Genomic DNA, 22,198 nt, shown 5'->3' on the forward strand with positions numbered 1-22,198 from the left:
GGGAGGGTTTTTTTGCGTGGATTTAGACCGCTTATACAATTTAAAACATGGAGGGGCAGCGATGTCATTTTCACACCAAACGATTGAACAAAAGTGGCAGGCGTTTTGGGAAGAAAACAAAACGTTTAAAACCAAAGACGAACAGAAAAAAGCAAAGTATTATGTACTGGATATGTTTCCGTATCCGTCCGGTGCGGGGCTCCACGTCGGCCATCCGGAAGGCTATACAGCGACCGATATCATCGCCCGCATGAAGCGGATGCAAGGCTACAATGTGCTTCACCCAATGGGGTGGGATGCTTTTGGCTTACCGGCCGAACAGTACGCACTTGATACCGGAAACACACCAGCAGCGTTTACAAAGAAGAACATCGATACCTTTAAACGACAAATTAAAGAACTTGGCTTTTCCTATGATTGGGACCGTGAAATTAGTACAACTGATCCACACTACTACAAATGGACGCAGTGGATTTTCATTAAGCTTTACGAAAAAGGACTCGCCTACATTGACGAGGTCGCGGTAAACTGGTGTCCGGCGCTTGGAACCGTGCTTGCCAATGAGGAAGTGGTTGACGGTGTCAGCGAACGCGGGGGCCATCCCGTCGAGCGCCGTCCGATGAAACAGTGGGTCTTAAAAATTACCGAATACGCTGATCGCTTGCTCGAAGATTTAGACGACCTTGATTGGAACGAAAGCTTAAAGGACATGCAGCGCAACTGGATTGGCAAATCTGAAGGCGCTGAAGTGACGTTTACTATCGGCCAGAGCTCTATTGATGTGTTTACCACGCGGCCGGATACGTTGTTCGGGGCGACCTATATGGTGCTTGCGCCTGAGCATGCGCTCGTCCATGAAATCACAACTGATGAGCAAAGGAATGAGGTGGAAGCATATAAAAAGCAAGTCGCAACGAAAAGTGACCTGGACCGCACGGATTTGGCAAAAGAAAAGAGCGGTGTATTTACAGGAGCCTATGCGGTGAATCCGGTGAATGGCGAAAAAATTCCGGTCTGGATCGCTGACTATGTGCTAGCAAGCTATGGAACCGGCGCGGTGATGGCTGTTCCCGCGCACGATGAGCGAGACTATGAGTTTGCGAAAAAGTTTGATTTGCCAATTCGTGAAGTTGTCACCGGAGGCAACATCGCAAAAGAAGCGTATATCGGGGACGGTGAACACGTCAACTCTACCTTTTTAAACGGTCTAAACAAAGAAGAAGCGATCACCAAGGTCATCGACTGGCTGGTCGAACACGGCTATGGGCGTAAGAAGATTACGTATCGCCTGCGTGACTGGCTTTTTAGTCGCCAACGTTATTGGGGCGAGCCCATTCCAATGATCCACTGGGAGGACGGGACGATGTCGCCCGTGGACGAAAGTGAACTTCCGGTCATGCTTCCGGAGCTTGATGAATTTAAACCGTCTGGGACCGGAGAGTCTCCGCTGGCCAATGCGAGCGAATGGCTAGAAGTCACTGACCCGAAAACGGGCATGAAAGGACGTCGAGAAACGAACACAATGCCGCAGTGGGCCGGAAGTTGCTGGTACTACTTGCGATTTATCGACCCAGACAATGACGAAGTGCTTGCTGATCCAGAAAAGCTGCGCCGCTGGCTGCCGGTGGATACGTACATTGGAGGAGCCGAGCACGCGGTACTTCACTTACTCTACGCCCGTTTCTGGCATAAAGTGCTTTATGATCTCGATGTTGTTCCCACGAAAGAACCATTCCAGAAGCTTTTCAACCAGGGAATGATTCTCGGCGCCAACAACGAGAAAATGAGCAAATCCAAAGGCAACGTTGTCAACCCGGACGACATCATCGCAAGCCACGGAGCCGACACGCTTCGCCTCTACGAAATGTTCATGGGACCGCTTGATGCCTCTGTTGCTTGGTCCACCAACGGCCTTGATGGTGCGCGCCGCTTTTTAGAGCGTGTCTGGCGCTTGATTGTGGATGAAGAAACCGGCAAGCTTCAAGAAAAAATTGGCTCCGTCGCCGGTGACGAAGGGTTCACTCGTACCTACCATCAAACGGTGAAAAAGGTTACCGAGGATTTTGCCGAGCTTCGTTTCAATACAGGCATCTCCCAGCTGATGGTTTTGGTCAACGAAGGCAACAAGCAAGAGACCTTGCCTGTTGAGTTGATAGAAGGATTCGTCAAATTGCTTTCACCAGTTGCTCCGCATATTGCTGAAGAGCTATGGGAAAAGCTCGGTTACAGTGAAACCATTACGTACGCCGAGTGGCCAACGTTCGACGAGAACCTACTTGTTGAAAATGAAGTCGAAGTGGTTGTCCAGATCAACGGCAAAGTCAAAGCCAAGCTTGTCGTTGCTAAAGATGCTACGCGAGAAGAAATGGAAGAAGCTGCAAGAGCTGATGCGAAGGTACAGGCGGCTCTTGCAGAAAAAACGGTGCGCAAAGTGGTTGCTGTACCAGGGAAGTTAGTGAATATTGTTGTTGGGTAAGGAGGAACTGTCCGCACGTGGGTGCGGGCAGTTTTTTAATACAAAAAAAGGAAAGAAAGGTTTTCAAGCAAAAAGCAGAGGCCACAAGAGGGAGTCAAAAACTCATGAGAAGGACGGAAAGAATCTACACCCCCTCCAAGAGCCACCGTCTATTAGGCTCTACCTATTCTCCACTCCTTCCCTCGCCCTCAACGCCGCGGAACTTCCCGCCGTGTATCCCGTCGAAAAGGCGCATGTGATATTATACCCGCCCGTATAGCCGTGGATATCAAGCACTTCCCCACAGAAATAAAGGCCGTTCATCTTGCGGGAATGCATCGATTTCGGCTCGATTTCCTTAACGGAGACACCGCCTCCAGTAACGAACGCCTTCTCGATCGAGAGGGTGCCGTTCGCATGGAAGCTAAAACGGGTGAAGGCATCTGCAAGCCGGCGGAGGGTGTCATGAGAAACGTTGGCGCAGACCTCTTCAGCGTTTATCCGCAAATGCTCATACAAATAGCTAAGCAGTCTCTCTGGGACAACGCCTTTCAACACCGTTTTCAGCGCTTTTTTTGGCTCGGCTTTAACCCGGGCATGGAGCTGTTGAAAAAGGTCTTCGCCCGATTGTCCGGGAAATAAGTTGATCTGCATTTCGACTGCTTCTGTTTTAGACGTTTTCAGCGCTTTTACCACGTACTGGCTACAGCGCAGGGCGGCTGGCCCGGAGACGCCGAAGTGGGTGAAGATCATGTCGCCTTCGTGTGTTTTCATCGCTTTCCCTTTTGGGTTGATGACGCTAAGTGCAATTGAACGAAGCGACAGGCCTTGCAAGGATTGATCGCGAATAAATGAATCACCGGATGTTATGGGAACTTCCGTAGGGTAGAGCTCTGTGATTGTGTGCCCAGCTTTCTTCGCCCACGGGTAGCCGTCTCCAGTGCTTCCAGTATGGGGGACGGACTTTCCTCCAGTTGCGACAATCAATGTTCTTGTTGAAAGAATCTCTCCGTTCTCGAGCTCCACTGCAGAAACGGTTTCATCCCTAAAATGAACCGTCTTAACGCCCGTATTGGTCCGAATCGTTACATGTAAAGAGCGAATGCGCTTGAGCAGTGTTTCCACAACCGTTTGTGCCTTGTCTGTGACTGGAAACATTCTGCCATGGTCTTCTTCCTTTAGCTGAATGCCTAAGTCTTCAAAGAAAGTAATGATGTTCTCATTATCAAATACAGAGAACGGGCTATGCATAAAACGCCCGTTACCGGGGATATGCTCAATCAATTGCTTTCGCTCCATGCGGTTGGTTACATTGCAGCGGCCGCCTCCAGATATAGCAAGCTTCCGGCCAAGTTTGTTCCCCTTATCTAGCAAAAGCACGTTGGCTCCATGTTCAGCGGCGGCTGCGGATGCCATTAAACCTGAAGGGCCTCCACCTATCACTATGCAATCATACATCTTTGAAAAATCTCCTTCGTGTTCAAATGCTGTTTCCTTCATTTTAGCATCAGGAAGAAGGGAAAACCATGGTGCTCAATTGACAGACTTCTCTTCTATACCTTACTCTTAAAACATCCATTCAGTTTTGATACGAGAGGGGATTATATCATATCATGAGCGTTACGCATGAAACGAAATTAGAATCGATGTTTTGGAAGATCGTTGAATGGAGACGTCATTTACACACGTACCCGGAACTTTCCTTTCATGAGGTGGAGACTCCAGCCTTTATTGCACAGAAACTAGAAGAGTTGGGTCTTGAAGTGAAGAAAGGCGTTGGGGGACGTGGAGTCGTCGCTTACCTGCGGGGAGAGAACGCTGGCCCGACGATCGCCTTGCGGGCAGACTTCGACGCTTTGCCCATTGAAGAAGAAAATAACATAGACTTTAAATCCAAAAATCCTGGCGTCATGCACGCCTGCGGCCATGACGGTCATGCGGCCGCACTCCTTGGGGTAGCTACGGTTCTTGCTGAGACTAAAGAAACGTTAAATGGCACGATTGTCTTTCTCTTTCAGCACGCCGAGGAAAAACCTCCAGGTGGGGCGAGAGAGATGATTGCAGATGGCTGTCTTGAGGGTGTGGATTATGTGTTTGGTGCTCACGTCGCCTCCGACATTCCCCTTGGTCAAGTAAGTGTGACAAGCGGATCAATCATGGCAGCGGTTGATGCGTTCACCATTCAGATTCAAGGGAAGGGAGGTCATGGGGCCAGGCCGCATAACACGATTGATTCGATCGTTGCCGGCAGCCAACTGGTTTCAAATTTACAGCAAATTGTTTCCAGGCGAGTGAACCCAGTGGATACGGCAGTGGTGACGGTGGGTGTGTTTCAAGCTGGCACGGCCTTTAATGTGATTGCCGATACCGCAACCATTGAAGGAACCGTGCGCACATTTAACAAACAAACGCGGACAGATATTGAGGAAGAAATTCGCTCCATTGTTCGAGGTGTTGAACAGTCAACCCACGCGACTTGTAGCGTAGATTATTTGAACGGCTACCCGCCACTTGTTAATTATGAGCATGAAACGGACGTGCTACGAGAGGTTGCAGAGAAGACGCTTGGCCATGATGCGGTCATTTCAATGCCTGCTTCCCTTGGGGGAGAGGATTTCGCCTTCTACTTGGAAGAACGCCCAGGAAACTTCTTTCATGTCGGCGGGCGCACGGACGATGAAAACACGCAGTACCCGCACCATCATCCTCGCTTTAATTTTGATGAGCAAGCTCTCCTAAATATCGGCAAGCTGTTTTTAGCGATTGTAGATAAATACCTATAACAACCAAATACTCCGGTGGCGCATCTTCCGCTGGAGTTTCCATAAGCGGTAGCCTCGGACGGTGCCAAGGCGGAAAGAGAAAATCAGAAAAAAAGGAAGGGAGCCATCCAAAATGCTTCAAAAACAAACAATTCAAACGAGTCAGCGAGACGAGATGCTCGATGTGACAAGTGACATACAAGCTTTCGTTAAGGAAACGCTAATTCAAAATGGCTTGGTGCTCATTTACTCACCGCATACAACCGCTGGTATTACGATTAACGAAAATGCAGACCCGGATGTGAAGCATGACATGCTCATGCGACTAGATGAAGTCTACCCATGGGAACATAGCAACTATCGACATATGGAAGGGAATTCGGCCTCTCACCTAAAAACATCGACCGTCGGCCCCTCACAGCACGTGATCATTGAAGACGGGCACCTCGTGCTAGGTACATGGCAAGGCATTTACTTCTGTGAATTCGATGGACCGAGACAGAGGACATATTACCTAAAAGTGGTGGAAGGATGAAGATTTTGATAGCAGAGGGGAAAAGGAGGATGGGACGAGCGTACATATGGAAATTAATCGACTATGGTCCTGAGAACAGGTATCATAGAATCAATGGAGATCTTAGAATCATTGATACGAACTGCTGGAGAAAAGTCACGCAAGACGGATAGGATGAAAAAAATCATCAGCCAAAGGAAACATTGAAGGCGTACACAGAGAGATGGCTGTTACATGCATAGGAGGGAAACCAATGGCTGTTATCAAAAAACAACCGTTTATTCCTGTTATTTTGGGAGGCAACTTAGGCGCTTATAGCCTGGCTCGCGCGTTTCATGAGGCCTACGGGGTCAAGTCATTAACAATTAGCACTGCCCTGACAGGACCAATCCGAGACTCGGTCATTATTGAGTCTGTAGTAGAAGGGAAGATGGGCCAAGCTCATCAGTTACTCGCAGTCCTCGATAGAGTAAACGAGCGTTTTTCAGAAGTACCGAAGCTGTTAATAGGCAGTGATGACTGGCATGTGAAGATGATTGTGGACATTAAGGGCCAGCTCAATCCAGGCTGGACGGTCCCTTATATTTCAAGTGATCTCTTTCACAAAGTGACGAACAAAACACGGTTCTACCAATGGTGTGAAGAACTTGGAATTTCTTATCCAAAAACTTGGATTTTAAAAAACTCAATAACAACTAACGTCTTGGACTCGCTAAAATTTCCAGTTGTTTTAAAACCAGCGAATAGCGTTTCCTATCAGGCCGTATCATTTCCAGGCAAGAATAAAGTTTTTATAGCGGAAACGACGGAGGAGTTGGAGAGGGTTTTTGACCGAATTCGCGGCGCTGGTTATAGCGATGATCTCATTTTACAAGAGTTCATTCCGGGGGATGATTCGGCGATGCACGTTCTAACCCTTTATACGAGTAGGGGCGGGGAGACGAAGCTTGCTTCCTTTGGGCAAACCTTGCTTGAAGATCACACCCCAGGGGCAATTGGCAACCCGTTAGCAATTCGAACCACCTACAAAGAGGAAGTGGTGGAACAGGCGAAGCGTTTCATTGATCATGTCGGTTATGTCGGTTTTTCTAACTTTGACATCAAGTATGACCACCGGGATGAGTCCTATAACTTTTTTGAGCTTAATGCCCGTCTCGGTCGCAGCAATTATTATGTCACTGCACAAGGCGAGAACATCGCTCCCTATTATGTGAAAGACTTTCTTGAAGGCCAGCCGCTAGAAGAGACGTTTCCAAAAAATGAAACGTTGTTCACGGTTTTACCAAGGCGCTTGCTTTTGAACCACATTCGCGATAATGACTTACAACAAAAGGTAAAGGGTCTTTATGCGAAAGGCGCAGTGTATCATCCTTTAAAGTATTTTCCGACAGAGACGAAGGTGAGGCGACGTTTCTATGAAAAGGCTGCCACCGTCAATTACTACCGGAAGTTTAAGAGATATCCTCCGTTCACGCGCAGCTAAACAGGAGGCGACCTGATAAATGAATGAAACCGCGGTTTTAGCGGCGGAAAGGTGAGGAGGTATCGTAACAGATGGATGATTTCGTGGGAGTTATTGGTGGACTAGGAGCTAAAGCGACAGCCATCTATTTTTCTCAAATCGTGGAGAGGACAGCAGCAGCAACCGATCAAGAACATATCAATCTGATGCTCTTAAATCATGCCACGATCCCGGATCGGACGGCTTTTATTATGGATGAAACAAAGCCAAGCCCACTCCCTGAGTTAATTCAGAACGTTCATTTGTTGACGAAGGCGGGCTGCTCCTTTATTTCTATTCCCTGTAACACCGCGCATCACTTTTACAGGGAACTTCAAGAACACACAACCGTTCCGATTATCAATATGGTGGAGGAAACGGTGCGTTCTATTTCCAGGCGCTACCCTGGGATGAAACGAGTGGGTGTGCTCGCAACGGAGGGGACCATTCACTGCGGGATCTATCAATATGAGTTAGAAAAAGCAGGGTTTGAAGTGGTGCCGGTGACAGAGATTGTTCAGGCTGGTGTCACGCAGCTAATTTATGAACAAGTGAAGCAAGGAAAGATAGCGGAGGTTGGCCACTATTATGAGCTCCTTAAGCAAATGACTGAGCTAGGATGTGAGACGGTGATTCTTGGCTGCACAGAATTATCGGTGATTCATGAACAGGTAGAAACGGACGAGCTGCAAGTGGTTGACGCTCAGCTTGTCCTTGTTGACAGGACGATTGAAATGGCAGGGAAGTCAGTGAAGCCTGCCTACGTTGATAGGCTGACAAACACGATCGTCTAAAGAGTAAGAGAGAAGCGAGAGAGCCCCTGTGGTTATCGCTTCTTTTTTAATTGTATAATCCGTCTGTAGGTCCTGTAGGTATTCTCTGTTCAATTATGCTAAAATGCTTGAGAGACTTTTTTTAGTTAGCTAGCAAGAGTGCTGGGAGGAAGACAGGGTGGATTCAAAGCTCATGCAAGGGGCGAAAGCCTTAACGATTGCAACATTGCTATCAAAAATACTTGGTTTTATATATGTTGTCCCGTTTACCGCATTGGTGGGCCAGGCAGGGAACGGGCTATATCAGGTTGGTTATGTGCCCTATACGATATTCATTAGCTTAGCCACGCTCGGTGTGCCTATTGCGATGTCAAAATTCGTCTCAAAGTACCACGCGGTCGGCGACTATAAAACCGCTCACCGACTTTTTCAGTCTAGTTTCTTTTTTATGATGATCACCGGGATTATTGCTTTTTTACTGCTTTTTTCGATTGCTCCGCTGATTGCGCCTCTCATTTTTGAAGAGAACGAGCACGCGATGTTTACAGTGGACGATGCGACCTTTGTGATTCGTATGGTAAGCATTGCCCTTATTGTTGTACCGGTTATGGGTATCATTCGCGGCTATTTTCAAGGCTTTCATTCCATGGTCCCAACGGCCGTCTCTCAAGTCATTGAGCAAATTGTACGGATCGCCTTTATTTTACTGGCCGTTTATTTGATTCTCAATGTAGCAGGAGGAAATCTTACGCTCGCGATCGGTTTCGCGACGATTGGTGCCTTTGTTGGGGGAATTGGCGGCTTAGCCGTGCTTGGCTGGTATTACTTCAAACAGCGGCCCTCCATCTTGGCAAAGGTCGAGTCGAGTGAAGTGCATCATAAGCCCTCCTTGCCGAAAATGTATAAGGAACTGATTTCTTATGCCTTGCCACTTTCGTTTGTCGGGCTTTCCATTCCACTTTTTCAAATGATCGATGTATCAACGATCGATCGGGCGCTTACCCAAATTGGAATGGGCGACCAGTCAGAAGATTATTTAGGGATATTGACCTCGACCGTTCACAAGATTGTCTTGATTCCAATGGCGCTGGCGACGGCGCTATCGATTACACTCGTTCCGACGATTACAAAAGCGTATACGGCAGGAAACATGAAGCTTCTCCAAGGCTATATTACGCAAACGTATCAAGTCATTCTTTTTATTGGCATCCCGTCGTCTGTCGGGCTTTCAGTGCTTTCGGAGCCGATTTTTGCTGCGCTCTACGGCTTTGAAAACTTACCGCTTGGCGCACAGACGCTCGCTTACTACGGCCCGGTGACGTTGTTTTTCTCACTCTATGCGGTAACAGGTTCGATTCTTCAGGGAATGAGTCGGCAGAAGTATGCGATCGCCTCACTTCTCGTTGGGCTTGCAATTAAATTAGCGCTCAATCATGTATTTATGGTCACATTCGGGCCACCAGGGGCGATCTGGGCCACCTACCTCGGTTTTGGTGTTGGGATTGCCATGAATGTATGGGCAATTGGGAAGTTCGCTCAGTTTAACTACAGTCTTGTATTTAGGCGAATGCTGCTGATTGTGATGATTACTACGGTTATGGGACTGGCTGTGTGGGTCACGGGCGAAGGCTTGGAGGTAGTGGTTGGATCGCTTACCAGACCGACGAGCTTCTTTATCACACTTGTAGGTGTTCTAGTCGGAGGGGTTGTTTTCTTTTATTTAACGATCCGTTCACATCTCGCTGGGAAAGTGTTAGGTGAAAAGTTTAAGCTTTAGTGGTCGTACCTTGTTGCTTTCAACAGGAAGGTGGGAAACTAGATAATTTTCGACAATTGTTCTGGCTAAAACCCTCTTTTGCTTGCTATGAAGCTTTGATATAATGAATCAAGTTATACGCTCACATATTATTCGGGGGCTCATGCGGTGTACCCGCTGGAGGGCAAAAATGAGGTATTCCTTACGAAGGGACAACGATTGGATTCTCATAGGAACAACGTTTGCGCTTGCGTTATTTGGCCTCTTAATGGTTTTTAGCGCAAGCTATGTGGAAGGGTACACGACTCAGGATGGGAATCTGTACTACTTCATCATCAGACAAGTCGTCTGGTTCTTGCTTGCAACTGGTGTATTTATTGTTGTGATGCATTTTCCATTTCGTTTTTATAGAAAGCTAACCCCATTCATTATTTTAGGATCGGTTGTTTTACTAGCTCTTGTCTTACTGGTTGGTACGGATGTGGCCGGGGCAACACGCTGGCTTCAGATTGGCCCGTTCAGAATGCAACCATCTGAATTTGTGAAGCTCGGGGTTGTCATTTATTTAGCGCAAGTCTACTCGAAAAAGCAAGCGTATATTGATAATTTCGTGAACGGCGTTATGCCTCCGCTTATTGTCGTCGGTGTTATCTTTGCTATGATTATGTTTCAACCCGACCTTGGAACAGGAACGGCGATTTTACTTTCAGCGATCTTGCTCGTCTTTTTTTCGGGAGCGCGTTGGCGTCATTTAATTGGACTCGGTGCGGTTGGGGGCGTGGTGTTTGGTTTGCTTGCCATACTGGAACCTTATCGGCTAAGCCGAATTGTCTCATTCTCTGATCCGTTTGCAGATATGAGCGGATCAGGCTGGCAGCTGATTAGCGGGTATATGGCCATGGCAAATGGCGGCTTAACTGGGACAGGCCTTGGGCAGAGCTTGCAGAAGCTCCGCCATCTTCCTGAAGGACATACGGACTTCATTCTTGTCATTATAGCCGAGGAGTTAGGTCTACTCGGCGTGCTTTTTGTTTTCGTCTCCTATGCGGTCATTCTTTTTCGAGGCGTGCGTATTGGAACGAAATGCAGAAGTCCATTCGGGAGCTTGCTTGCCTTCGGAATTGTGTTTCAGCTAGCAATTCAAGTGATTTTTAATATTGGGGCCGTCTCGGGAATGTTGCCGATCACGGGGATCACACTGCCACTTGTTTCAAACGGAGGTTCGTCTTTACTTATTACGCTAACGTCGATCGCGATACTGGCAAACATTGCGAGATACAACAAACGCTTTGAGCTTACACAAACAAAGGATGATTCACGATCCGCCTAGTTTTAGATGAAAAAAGCTCTTAGAGGAAGCGGTGGCTACACCCATGCTTCCTCTATTTTCTTGGTAGGACCTTCACAAGAGACGTTTATACCAAAACGTTTAGTAGAAGCATCTGTCCAAGAACGCTCGTGGAAAGGTAAGGTAGAACAGCAGTGCTTGCTGGTACTCGATCCAGGCATAAACAGAAGATAAATTTAACGTGAGCTCAGTGGCGAGAGCCCTTAGACAATGTCATGAAGGGAGTAAAAATGCCCATCGTGGAAGAGCTAGTTTTGTCGTATAATAAGGGGATAAGAGAGTGGGTGCTACACAATTGAAACCAAAAATAGATTACAATATATTGTTTTTGCTCTTCTTGTTCATGTGCATAAGCGTTTTTTATATTTACGAGGCGCAGCAGCTCGAGCAGTACGGAACGAATTTCGCGATACGTCAATTTATCTTTTATATTGGTGTTTTTCTACTCGTCATTGGTATTACATATATCGACTTAGATTATGTGAAGAAGTTACATTGGTTTACGTACGCGTTTGGCGTTCTGCTTCTTGTGGTCTTAGCACTGTTACCTGCGAGTGCGGAAGGCCCGGCGATTACTCGTAACGGAGCGACCCGGTGGTTGGCCATCCCTGTTATAGGAGCTTTCCAACCTGCGGAGATTACCCGTCTGCTTTTGCTAATTTCGCTCGCTGTCGTAGTATCGAAGCACCGAGAAGGTCCTTCAAAAATGCGAAGTGATCTTTGGCTTATCGGCAAGATGGCTCTTTTGGCCTTGCCAGTTGTGGTGCTCTTATCCGACCAACCGGATATGGGCTCAATCATGATGCTGGCTGCCATGATTGTGGCGGTGATGCTCGTTTCAAAAATCAGCTTGAAAGTGATCATTCCCATGATCGCATTGCCTGCTGCAGGCATTTTATCGTTTGTGTATATGTACCATAACCATTTGGAATTCGTGGAGCGCTATGTTTTCCGTTTTATGCAACCCTATCAGGAGAATCGCTTTCATGGTTGGCTCAATCCAACGGAATTTGCGCAGGAAGGGTACGGATTCCAAGCAGAGCTTGCCATTCGTGCAGTAGGATCAGGGAGATTGTCCGGAATCGAGGGCACCAACGATTTCTACATCCCGGAAGCCCATTCTGATTTTATTTTCACGATCATTGGGCATACGCACGGTTTTATCGGCGCCTGTGTTGTCATCAGTCTCTATTTCATTTTGCTCTATGCGATTGTGATGGTTGGTTTTAAGTCAACAAGCCAGTTTGATTTAACGGTCTGTGCTGGGATCGGCGGGTTATTCGCCTTTCAAGTCTTTCAAAATATTGGAATGAACGTTGGGCTATTACCAATCACTGGTTTCTCGTTGCCATTTATCAGCTATGGAGGAACCTCTTTAATAACATCTGCGCTTGCTGTTGGACTTGTTCTAAGCATCAAAGCCCATACAAAGACGTATATGTTTGCTAAAAATTATGAGGAGGGGTAATAGACGAATGAGGGTGGATAAGTTGCTGGCATCGACCAGTGAAGCCTCACGCAAAGACGTCAAGCAATGGCTAAAACAGGGATTCGTCACAGTGGATGGAGTAGTTGTTAAGGAAGGAAAAAGACATGTGGACCCAAGCGCTCAAGTGGTTGAACTAAGAGGGCAGCACATCAACTACCAGAAATTTGTTTACCTTATGCTGAACAAACCTAAAGGGGTTGTCTCTGCCACAGAGGACAATCTTCATCAAACTGTGATCGATCTTGTTAAAGATAATTGGGGACATAAACAGCTTTTCCCTGTCGGCCGGCTTGATAAAGACACAGAAGGGTTGCTACTTCTCACCAACGATGGGAGCTATTCACACCGGCTCATGGCACCGAAAAAACACGTACCCAAACGTTATGCTGCAGTAATTGAGGGGAGAGTGACAGACGAGGATGTCGCTCGTTTTAAAGAAGGAGTTGTTCTAGAAGATGGGTATGTCACAAAGCCCGGTCACCTTGAGATCGTCTCGCAAGGGGAGACATCCTTTGTCTATGTCATCATCTCAGAAGGGAAGTTTCACCAAGTAAAGCGGATGTTTGCCACTGTGGATAAACGAGTGGTGCAACTCAAGCGTGAATCAATTGGAGATCTTCAGCTAGACGCAGCGCTTGGCTCAGGAGAGTATCGCGAGCTTAGCGAAGAGGAGCGTGCGGCCTCGCTTAACGAGCAAACGTCTCCATGAGTCAAGGACTCATGGAGACGTTTGGTCTAGCTCCAGCGTGTAGAAGCTCAGAAATTCTAATGCAGGCCTTCCAACATTTTCGAACGCCTGCGCTTTTCGGATTTTTTGCTATTTAAGAGACACTCGTTTTTTTGGCTGTTGCCCTCCATTTGCCTCGGGCAGAGCTTGTGACAAGGTTGTTGTATTCCAGTACATGTAAATCCCTTTGTACCGTACGTTGCGTGATGCCGAACTCTTCAACTAATTCATTCGTCGTGACGGTTCCCTCCTGTTTAATATACAAGTAGATGGACTTAATTCGAGTCAGCATACGATCAGTTGAAGCTTTCAAAAAACCACTCCTTCTTCATCTTCGTCACTATACCTATACCCTATTCTACGCGTTTAGAACCTCCATAATGTACCGGTTCAAAAGCCATATCGTCTTAGGTGAGGTGGTGGCTGTATGGGAAGTTCGTGCATCCTCATGATCTACACATTAGCAATTGCAACCTTAGACACTTATAGTGTACACGAATCTGCTAAAAGAAGCAAAAAAGAAATTATGTGAAACAGTGAATAACTCTTAAAATAGAAGCAAAATCCGAACGATACTGATTACAGGGTGAAAAATGTTGTGATTGATGGCATAAACCATGGTGCGTTTTCTGTTTAAAATCTAGAGAGAACTATTTGTTTACAGAGCACTTGAGACGTAAAGAATCTCAAGTGCTTTCTTTGCTTACTCGAATTGAAACAGGTCGGTGGAGAGGTAACGCTCTCCAGTATCACAGGCAATCGCGACAACCACTTGATCCGGAGAAAGGCGTTTGGCTACTTCCAGTGCGGCGTAACAGGCGGCTCCGGATGACGGACCAACAAGAATTCCTTCCATTCTAGCAAGTGCTCTGGCGATGCGGTAAGCATCTTCATCTTCAATACGAAAAATTTCGTCATAGACGCTCTCGTTCAAGATAGGAGGAATAAACCCTGGGCTTGTCCCTACAAGTTTATGGGGGCCTGGCTCGCCTCCGGATAGAACTGGCGATCCTGCTGGCTCAACCACGTGTACGGTCGCCTCTGGGTACATTTTTTTCAACTCTTCGCCCGTACCGGTAATCGTTCCCCCTGTTCCAGAGGCTGCGACAAAGGCGGTGAGCGACTGGTCGATAGAATCAAGGTCGCTTTTAATTTCACGAGCCGTTGCCTTTCGATGCGCATCCGGGTTCGCGCTGTTTTCAAACTGCATCGGCATAAAGCTATCTAGGACCTGCGTGGCAAGCTCCTTTGCTTTTTCAATAGCTCCAGGCATTTTCTTGTCGCCCTTTGTAAGGACAACCTCAGCTCCGTAAGCTTTTAAAAGGTTAATTCGCTCCTGACTCATGGTATCAGGCATGACGATGATGGCTTTGTAGCCTCGAGCTGTGGCGCTCATTGCAAGACCAATGCCTGTATTGCCACTGGTGGGTTCAATAATTGTCGATCCTGCTTTTAGGAGTCCTTGAGCTTCCGCTTGAAGAATCATTTCATAGGCAGCTCGGTCTTTCACGCTGCCACTTGGGTTTTTCATTTCCATTTTAAAGTAAACGTCTGCACCATTGGCAGGCGAGATTTTATTCAGACGGACGAGTGGAGTATCCCCAATCAATTCCCCCATATTGTTAACCACTTTCAACATAAGTCACCTCTTTCAAGAAACATGGTTTTAGTTTATCATAAACACATTAAAGAATCTTAATCCCGATACTAGGAACATTTAAGAAAGAAGGCTATGCTATGAATCAGCCAAGTTATTTTTTAGCGATTGCCCTTTCCAAGGAAGCAAAGCAAGCAATCGCTGAGGAGCTGAAACGTCTTGATCAATCGCTCTTTAAAAAATGGGTCCATCCCGCTGATTTTCATATGACGCTTCATTTTTTAGGAAGTGCCACAGAAGAGAAACTGGAAACCTATATAAAGATGTGTCGTGGTTTGACTGAGACATTTGAACCGTTCACGCTTACTCTTGGAGACGAAGGCATTTTCGGGCCAGCTGAGAAGCCACGCATCCTGTGGATCGGTACCAAACCATCCGATACACTAGAGACACAGCAAAGACAGCTCACGGCTAGCCTGAAAAACGCGGGCTTTTCTGTTGATAAGAGGACGTTTTCACCCCATATAACGGTCGCTCGAAGCTGGCAAAGAGAGTACAGGTACCAGCCAACGAAGCTCCAGCCATCCGTGAACTTCCGTGTAGGGAACTATACGCTCTATCGCTCGCACATGAATGCGACTCCTAAATACGAGTCTGTGCTTTCTTTTCCTTTGAGGGGAAGAGCGTGATGAAAGCCGTTCAGGTTCTCGGTCAGCTTGCTGGCCTTTATTTGCTTTACCTGTTAGGGGAGTGGCTGGCGGCATTTCTACACCTCCCTGTCTCCGGGAGCATAATTGGAATGCTGCTTTTATTTGTACTGCTTGTTTCTAACATTATGCCTGCCAGGCTGCTTGAGAGAGGCGCCAATTTTTTGCTTGCGTTCCTGCCGCTCTTGTTTCTACCGGTCACGGTTGGTGTCATGAATTATCCGGAGCTACTCTCATTTGAAGGGGCCTGGCTCATTGTGAGTGCGGTGGTTAGCACAGGCATTGTCATGACTGTAAGCGGGCGAATGGCAGAGAAGATGGCTCTCCAGCAGGAGAGGGGGGAACAGCGAGCGAATGAAAACACTCACCATAGTGCTAGCTAGTATCGGAACGATTGCGGTTTACTTGGTTGCTCGTTCCCTCCAGAAACGTATTCCGCATCCTCTCCTTCTGCCGCTGCTTGTTGCTACGGCTTTTATCTCAGTGATGCTTGTTATTTTTCAAATTCCATATGAAACCTACCGCTTTGGATCGGACTGGATGACACAGTTGCTTGGCCCGGCGGTTGTGGCGCTAGCCTATCCGCTGTACCGGCAGCTCCCGTTACTAAAAACCTACCTTCGTCCACTCTTACTAAGCATCACCGTTGGAGCGGTGGTGGGGATGGGCAGTGGATGGATTCTTGCTCGAATCGCAGGCTTGGGTCGTGAATGGCTGGATTCCATCCTTCCAAAATCTGTGACCATGCCTGTGGCGATGGACATTTCTGTCAGTTTGCAGGGAGAAGCGGCTCTTACGGCGATCTTAGTAACAGCGGCAGGTTTAACAGGGGCAACGTTTGGGCCGTACCTTTTTAAGTGGGTGAAAATCACTCATTTTCTCGGGAAGGGAATCGGCTACGGCGCTGGCTCTCACGCAATTGGCACGGCCAAAGCACTCGAGGATAACGAGAAAGAAGGGGCCGTTTCTTCGGTTTCCATGACGATTTGCGCAATTATCGTTTCTCTTCTGGCCCCCGTCTTTACTTACCTCGTTTATTAGTATTGAAACGGGCTGCTCGATCCCTTATAATAAAAATGTGCAGACTTGAAACGAATGAAAAGTTACGACATCCTTCAACGGAGAAGCGTTGGAGGGTTATTTTTGTCTAGCTTTGACACCCACTCGCTCGAGGTTTCTTTAGACCGTCAGATCAAGCCAAAAGGCGGGCTTGATCCTACCGTTCTTCCAGAACTGGTCGCTCGTGAGTAGGGCGCCTACGCTTTTCGGCATTGTCTAGCTCCGGCGGGTACGTCCTGCACCGAGCTGCGAGCAACTAAATGGAAAGGAGTTGTCCAATGAAAACAGGACTGCAGCTTACAGATGCCAAAGCGGCTGATTACGACTGGCTTGTCAGAAGAGTGCCTAACTGGCTTGGCGGCTTTGAATATATGATAGAACTGCTTCAAGTAGATGGATGCGTCGGCTTTGGAGACACACTTAGCGAAGCGAAGCTTAATCTTGATGAGGCCCTGTTCCTTTGGGCGAAACATCATGGGGTGAGTCATTTACCCGAGGTGAATATGGCAGCTCAACTCATTGTTCTTGAGGCACCCATGGAGGAAGTGGAAGCTGCACAAGTCGATGGTCGTTTACGGGCCATCGCAGAAATATAACAGACAAATATGCGCTACGCTTCCGAATGGGAAGTGTAGCGTTTTTTTGCTTAGAGGTGGGCTAATTGGGTATAGCATTGAATAGGAAGATGGAGGTGCTTGAATTGGATTTTCGTGAACAGGTTGTGGTGGTCACAGGTGGAGCGAACGGCATCGGCAAAGGCATTGCCCGTACATATGCACAAGCTGGGGCAAAGGTCGTTATTGCTGACATTGATCGTGAACAAGCAGAAGTGTTGGCAGGCTCGGAAAACATAGAGTTTATTGAAACAGATGTCAAACAAGAGGAGGCGACTACTCGGTTATTTGCGGAGGTGAAAAAGCGGCACGGAACCTTGGATATCCTTATTAATAATGCGGGCATGTCTGACTTCACTCCGTTGTTTCAACTCACAGTCAAAGCGTGGGAAGAGACAATGCAAACCAATTTGCGTAGTGTTTTTCTCTGCTCAAGAGAGGCCGCTAAGCTGATGAAGACAAATACGCATGGCGGGCGCATCGTCAACATCGCCTCAACTCGAGCCACCATGTCTGAGCCGGATTCAGAAGCTTATGCGGCGACAAAGGGAGGCGTTGTTGCCTTGACCCATGCTTTAGCCGCCACGCTCTCAGAGGAGAACATTACGGTGAATGCCATTTCACCCGGATGGATTCACACCGGCGATGAAGAACTTCGCGATGTTGATCATCGCCAGCACCTTTCCGGAAGGGTGGGTAAGCCAAGCGATGTAGCAAGAGCCTGCCTGTATTTAACAGAAAGGGAGAACAATTTCGTTACAGGTGTTGAACACATCATCGATGGAGGCATGACACGAAAAATGATCTATGAACATTAGGCAAGAGTCATAAAGTGCTTTTTAATAAAACCTATTAAAAGGCATTTTTTGTTGCGTCATGAGAAAAGCTATGATAAAGTGTCCCACTTGTGCTTTTATTTGAGGGGGGAAATCTTGAAGAATCTAAAACTTGACTGGCCCGTTTTTATTCTAAGCGGTGGCGCACTGCTTGTGTTTGTCATAGCTTCACTCATTAATGCGGGAGCTGTTGGGGACTTCGTTGATCAAACGTTCACGTGGTCTTCCAGCTATTTTGGTGCATTTTGGCAAGTGTTAATGTTGCTTACGTTTTTCGTTGCCATTGCGATGATCTTTACTGATTCTGGTTCTGTGCGTCTCGGAGAACTCAAAAAACCGGAAACATCCACCTTTAAGTGGTTAGCGATGGTCATGACGACGTTGCTTGCTGGAGGGGGCGTATTTTGGGCAGCGGCAGAGCCGTTGTATCATTATTTGGAAACACCGCCGCTTTTCGAGGAAGGCGGAGCAGTGGGGACACAACTACATGCAGGGCTCTCACAAGGCTTTCTGCACTGGGGCTTTCTTGCTTGGAGTATCATCGGAACGCTTGGTGTAGTCGTGTTAATGTACGCGAAAAAGAAGGGACAACCTCTTAAACCGAGAACGCTGCTCTACCCAATTTTTGGGAATCGTATTATGAAAAGGAGTGTGCTTGGAACACTGGTGGATGTGTTTTCAATTTTGGCGGCTTGTGCAGGTACCATTGGGCCAATTGGTTTTCTTGGCCTTCAGGCAGGCTATGGACTTGAGTCAGTCTTTGGGTTGCCGAACACTTTTCCGACACAGCTAGCCATGATTTTTATCTTAGTCGGAATTTCAGCCTTGTCAGCGGCCACAGGTATTCACAAAGGCATACAGTGGCTGAGTCGTTTTAACATTATTTTTACGCTCGTCTTAGCTGTAGCGATCCTCTTGCTTGGCCCAGCGCGTTTTATTCTTGATCAGTTCGTTAGTGGCTTTGGCTCGTACCTGCAAAATTTCTTCCCGATGAGCTTGTATCGGGGTGATGAGGGCTGGCTTTCAGGCTGGACGATCTTCTTCTGGGGCTGGTTTATTGGCTACGCTCCAATTATGGCAATCTTTCTAAGCCGTATATCTGAGGGCCGAACGATTCGAGAGCTATTTCTATCAGTCGCGATTCTCGCGCCGGTTGTAACGAACTTTTGGTTCACGGTTGTCGGCGGTACTGGCCTGTTCTTCGAAATCGATAGTCCAGGCGCTGTCAGTGGCCTCCTTAATGAGGGTGGACTTCCTGCCTCGATCTTTGCCATTGTGATGAACCTTCCTGCTGGAACGTGGTTTGCGGTCTCCTTTATTATTGTTACCTGCGTTTTTGTGGCGACAACCTCGGATTCGATTGCCTATACCATTTCAATGACAATTACTGGTGAACATACCCCAGCTGGAAGCATACGTATGTTTTGGACGTTGATTTTTGGGGCAGTGGCAGCGGTTCTTCTGTACTTAGGGGAAGGGAGCATTGATGCGCTACAATCCTTTATTGTTGTGACTGCCGTGCCAGTGTCACTGCTTATGCTGCCAACCCTGTGGCTTGCCCCAAAAACGGCAAAGCTTCTGCTAAAAGAGCAGCAAGAAGAGAACCGTTCATAAAGCAAAACTCGCCATCTTTTTTGAGATGGCGAGTTTTTGGATCACATTAGAAAACAATCGTTTTATTATTATGGACAATGATTTGATCGTGTAAGTGCCAGTGAACGGCACGGGCAAGGGCGATCCGCTCTACGTTTCGACCGGCTACACGCAAATCTCGGGCCGTGAAACGATGATTCACACGCAACACATCCTGTTCAATAATCGGACCTTCGTCTAAATCATCCGTAACATAATGAGCCGTAGCGCCGATCAGTTTAACCCCTCGATCGAAAGCTCTTGCATAAGGGTTCGCCCCAACAAAGGCTGGCAGAAAGGAATGATGGATGTTAATAATGCGCTGCGGAAAAGTTTGAACAAAGGTAGGGGAAAGAACTTGCATATAGCGTGCGAGCACAATGACGTCAATCTCGTGGTCGTGAAGGAGTCGGATTGCTTTTTCTTCCGCCTCCGTTTTGTTCCCTTTTTCAACTCCAATTTTGTGAAACGGGATGCCATACGATTCCACCTCTGCTCGGGTTTCGTTATGGTTGCTAATAACAAGTGGGATTTCGCAATGAAATTCGCCAGCACGCCACTTCCAGAGTAGTTCAGAAAGACAGTGACTCTCCTTGGAGACAAAAATCGCCATCCGTTTTTTTCGCGACGCTTTCTCGATACGCCACTCAAAGTTTCTCTTTTCAGCTAAAGGTGCTAAGTCTCGCCTGATTTCCTGAAAGGACGTCCGTGAGTCGTTCCAGTAAAACTCAATTCTCATAAAAAACATGCCAGCCTCTGGGTCGGTAGAGTACTGATCAGATTGGATAATATTGGCATAATGGCTATAAAGAAAAGTTGAAATTTCAGAGACGATGCCAGGCTGATCATGACAAGCAACTAGAAGACGCGCTCGGTTTTTCGTGTGTGAATCAATCAAGGGTTTTCCTCCGTTCAAAAAACGTTGTACAAGGTGTGGCTTACCATATTGAATCAAAAGAATGAAGCGTTTGTCAAATTTTTTAAATTGGATGGAAGTATGATAAAAGATTTGACGAGTGTTAAGTTTTGATATAGTCGTTGACGACCTCTTCGCTTCTTTGGTACCATTGTATTCATGAATTGGGAAAGAGTCTATACAAAGAAGGATAAGGCAGAGCCACAGGCATTGTTGTGCTCTGCCTCTTTTGTTTTAGTTTTTCGTACGGTTTTAAAGGGAAGTGCGCTATACTAGGTCTAACTGTAAAGAAGCGCAAGAAAAGCGAAAGAAATTGAGGGTGAATCGGGTGGAATTGTTTTTGGGAGAGGGATGGCACGTCTTGCCCGCAGGGGGCGCGACGGGAGAAGCGTATCTTGCAAGGCATGGCGACTATCAATTATTCATAAAACGAAATTCATCACCTTTTCTTGCGGTTCTTTCTGCAGAGGGGATTGTTCCAAAGCTTCTTTGGACAAAGCGACTAGGGAACGGTGATGTGATTACAGCACAGCACTGGGTCCAAGGAAGAGAATTAAAAGCGATCGAAATGAACGCGGAAAGCACCGCGTTGATGCTTTCAAAAATTCATAACTCAAGTGAATTGCTCGACATGTTTATGCGCATCGGCAACGAACCGCTCGTCCCTAGCATGATGCTTGGAAATATGCACTTGCAGCTACAGCTGTATGAAATTAAAGATGAATTAATTGAAAAAGGAATGGATTACTTAATCAAGCAAGTGGAGCAGCTTGGAACGTACCCCTATGTTGTGTGTCACTGTGACATTAACCACAACAATTGGTTGGTGGATGAAAGGGACGACCTTTACTTGATTGACTGGGATGGAGCAACAGTCGCTGACCCGGCCTTGGATTTGGGGCTATTGCTTTATACCTATGTCCCAGAAAAAGAGTGGGAAGACTGGCTCCATCAGTACGGAGTAGAACTTAATGGCTCACTTAGAAAACGAATGCACTGGTATGTGGTCGCGCAAACGATCTCAGAGATCCTTTGGCATGCCAGCCGTGGACACGAGGAGCAAGTCGACGATTTTCGGACATATTTATCAACTCTTATTTCATAATACAGCCCATCTTCCTTGAAGATGAGCTGTGATCGGAACAATTTCCCGGGAAATTTGTCAGTTTGCCCCGTTTTAATACTCGTAAGGGATTTTTATAAAAGGTTGATGTCAGAGATCCATTTCTCCACATTTGTAGTCGAAAGTGGTTTTTCTATGCTTTGTGAGGTCGGTTGATCAAACGATTGGTAAATCGCTCCAACAGTTTCGCATAGGGCGGGGTCAAGCGATGGATCGGCGGAAAGCACATTTGCTAGTTGTTTAATTTGCTCCATCTCCCTTAAGCTTAAATGTTGTTCGTTTACGTGATTTTGCAAGAGGTCCCGTAAAAGGCCTAATTTATGATCGATTGAGATGGGCACGTTAGATTCCTCCTAAATAAGTCTTCTTGAATAATCTTAGCGTCTGTA

Annotated in this window: 21 protein-coding genes; 16 read left to right on the forward strand and 5 right to left on the reverse strand. The window is 47.1% G+C overall.

All coding sequences use genetic code 11. The features are described 5' to 3' along the window. The first annotated feature begins 61 nt into the window (after window positions 1-61). Window positions 62-2,476 (forward strand): leucine--tRNA ligase, encoded by a 2,415-nt coding sequence (gene leuS / locus AVZ68_RS06675; protein ID WP_059104024.1) that lies wholly within the window; start codon window positions 62-64, stop codon window positions 2,474-2,476. Between the two features lie 159 nt (window positions 2,477-2,635). Here the strand turns inward: leuS and AVZ68_RS06680 are convergent, their stop codons facing one another. After that, window positions 2,636-3,913, reverse strand: coding sequence for a BaiN/RdsA family NAD(P)/FAD-dependent oxidoreductase (locus AVZ68_RS06680; protein WP_059103749.1), 1,278 nt, complete (start codon window positions 3,911-3,913; stop codon window positions 2,636-2,638). Between the two features lie 155 nt (window positions 3,914-4,068). Here AVZ68_RS06680 and AVZ68_RS06685 point away from each other — a divergent pair, with 155 nt between their 5' ends. From AVZ68_RS06685 to AVZ68_RS06720, 8 genes are all read left to right on the forward strand, one after another. Next, window positions 4,069-5,238: a M20 metallopeptidase family protein gene (locus AVZ68_RS06685; protein ID WP_059103750.1), complete on the forward strand. Its 1,170-nt coding sequence runs from the start codon at window positions 4,069-4,071 to the stop codon at window positions 5,236-5,238. Window positions 5,239-5,350: 112 nt separating this feature from the next. Beyond that, window positions 5,351-5,752, forward strand: a complete 402-nt coding sequence (locus AVZ68_RS06690) for a secondary thiamine-phosphate synthase enzyme YjbQ (RefSeq protein ID WP_059103751.1) — start codon at window positions 5,351-5,353, stop codon at window positions 5,750-5,752. A 232-nt stretch (window positions 5,753-5,984) separates the two neighbouring features. Continuing rightward, window positions 5,985-7,214: a carboxylate--amine ligase gene (locus AVZ68_RS06695; protein ID WP_059103752.1), complete on the forward strand. Its 1,230-nt coding sequence runs from the start codon at window positions 5,985-5,987 to the stop codon at window positions 7,212-7,214. A 71-nt stretch (window positions 7,215-7,285) separates the two neighbouring features. Continuing rightward, the gene (gene cuyB / locus AVZ68_RS06700; RefSeq protein ID WP_059103753.1) at window positions 7,286-8,026 is read left to right on the forward strand and encodes a cysteate racemase; all 741 of its coding nucleotides are present in this window, start codon (window positions 7,286-7,288) and stop codon (window positions 8,024-8,026) included. A 157-nt stretch (window positions 8,027-8,183) separates the two neighbouring features. Next, window positions 8,184-9,782 (forward strand): putative polysaccharide biosynthesis protein, encoded by a 1,599-nt coding sequence (locus AVZ68_RS06705; RefSeq protein ID WP_367576329.1) that lies wholly within the window; start codon window positions 8,184-8,186, stop codon window positions 9,780-9,782. A gap of 169 nt (window positions 9,783-9,951) precedes the next feature. After that, entirely contained in the window at window positions 9,952-11,091 is a 1,140-nt protein-coding gene (gene ftsW / locus AVZ68_RS06710) for a putative lipid II flippase FtsW (protein ID WP_059103754.1), read from the forward strand. A 298-nt stretch (window positions 11,092-11,389) separates the two neighbouring features. Continuing rightward, window positions 11,390-12,577: an FtsW/RodA/SpoVE family cell cycle protein gene (locus AVZ68_RS06715; RefSeq protein WP_059103755.1), complete on the forward strand. Its 1,188-nt coding sequence runs from the start codon at window positions 11,390-11,392 to the stop codon at window positions 12,575-12,577. Window positions 12,578-12,584: 7 nt separating this feature from the next. Continuing rightward, a complete protein-coding gene (locus tag AVZ68_RS06720; RefSeq protein WP_059103756.1) occupies window positions 12,585-13,307 on the forward strand; it encodes a pseudouridine synthase in 723 nt (240 codons plus the stop codon). Window positions 13,308-13,419: 112 nt separating this feature from the next. Here the strand turns inward: AVZ68_RS06720 and AVZ68_RS06725 are convergent, their stop codons facing one another. Beyond that, the gene (locus AVZ68_RS06725) at window positions 13,420-13,638 is read right to left on the reverse strand and encodes a DeoR family transcriptional regulator (RefSeq protein WP_059103757.1); all 219 of its coding nucleotides are present in this window, start codon (window positions 13,636-13,638) and stop codon (window positions 13,420-13,422) included. Between the two features lie 390 nt (window positions 13,639-14,028). Beyond that, the gene (gene cysK / locus AVZ68_RS06730; RefSeq protein WP_059103758.1) at window positions 14,029-14,964 is read right to left on the reverse strand and encodes a cysteine synthase A; all 936 of its coding nucleotides are present in this window, start codon (window positions 14,962-14,964) and stop codon (window positions 14,029-14,031) included. A gap of 98 nt (window positions 14,965-15,062) precedes the next feature. Here cysK and thpR point away from each other — a divergent pair, with 98 nt between their 5' ends. The 6 genes from thpR (at window position 15,063) to AVZ68_RS06760 (ending at window position 19,752) form a co-directional block, all read left to right on the forward strand. Next, window positions 15,063-15,611: an RNA 2',3'-cyclic phosphodiesterase gene (gene thpR / locus AVZ68_RS06735; protein WP_059103759.1), complete on the forward strand. Its 549-nt coding sequence runs from the start codon at window positions 15,063-15,065 to the stop codon at window positions 15,609-15,611. Then, a complete protein-coding gene (locus AVZ68_RS06740) occupies window positions 15,611-16,012 on the forward strand; it encodes a CidA/LrgA family protein (RefSeq protein ID WP_059103760.1) in 402 nt (133 codons plus the stop codon). The genes thpR and AVZ68_RS06740 overlap by 1 nt, the downstream gene beginning before the upstream one ends. Then, window positions 15,984-16,670, forward strand: a complete 687-nt coding sequence (locus tag AVZ68_RS06745) for an LrgB family protein (RefSeq protein ID WP_059103761.1) — start codon at window positions 15,984-15,986, stop codon at window positions 16,668-16,670. Before AVZ68_RS06740 ends, AVZ68_RS06745 begins: the two co-directional genes overlap by 29 nt. A 296-nt stretch (window positions 16,671-16,966) precedes the next feature. Next, complete coding sequence (locus AVZ68_RS06750) at window positions 16,967-17,284, forward strand: type II toxin-antitoxin system HicB family antitoxin (RefSeq protein WP_059103762.1); 318 nt, start codon at window positions 16,967-16,969, stop codon at window positions 17,282-17,284. Between the two features lie 104 nt (window positions 17,285-17,388). Beyond that, window positions 17,389-18,120, forward strand: a complete 732-nt coding sequence (locus AVZ68_RS06755) for an SDR family NAD(P)-dependent oxidoreductase (RefSeq protein WP_180316683.1) — start codon at window positions 17,389-17,391, stop codon at window positions 18,118-18,120. A gap of 114 nt (window positions 18,121-18,234) precedes the next feature. Then, complete coding sequence (locus tag AVZ68_RS06760; RefSeq protein WP_157404598.1) at window positions 18,235-19,752, forward strand: BCCT family transporter; 1,518 nt, start codon at window positions 18,235-18,237, stop codon at window positions 19,750-19,752. Window positions 19,753-19,798: 46 nt separating this feature from the next. Here the strand turns inward: AVZ68_RS06760 and purU are convergent, their stop codons facing one another. Continuing rightward, window positions 19,799-20,668 (reverse strand): formyltetrahydrofolate deformylase, encoded by an 870-nt coding sequence (gene purU, locus AVZ68_RS06765; protein WP_437182682.1) that lies wholly within the window; start codon window positions 20,666-20,668, stop codon window positions 19,799-19,801. Between the two features lie 346 nt (window positions 20,669-21,014). On the opposite strand from purU, the gene AVZ68_RS06770 reads away from it, so the two are divergent. Beyond that, complete coding sequence (locus AVZ68_RS06770) at window positions 21,015-21,791, forward strand: phosphotransferase (protein ID WP_059103764.1); 777 nt, start codon at window positions 21,015-21,017, stop codon at window positions 21,789-21,791. A 92-nt stretch (window positions 21,792-21,883) separates the two neighbouring features. Here AVZ68_RS06770 and AVZ68_RS06775 read toward each other — a convergent pair whose 3' ends face one another. Beyond that, window positions 21,884-22,150 carry a YtzH-like family protein gene (locus AVZ68_RS06775; RefSeq protein ID WP_059103765.1) on the reverse strand — a complete coding sequence of 89 codons (267 nt, stop codon included), beginning with the start codon at window positions 22,148-22,150 and terminating at the stop codon, window positions 21,884-21,886. Between the last annotated feature and the right edge of the window lie 48 nt (window positions 22,151-22,198).

The sequence above is a fragment of the Shouchella shacheensis genome (genome assembly GCF_001484965.1).
In the GTDB taxonomy this organism is placed as follows: domain Bacteria; phylum Bacillota; class Bacilli; order Bacillales; family Bacillaceae_D; genus Shouchella; species Shouchella shacheensis.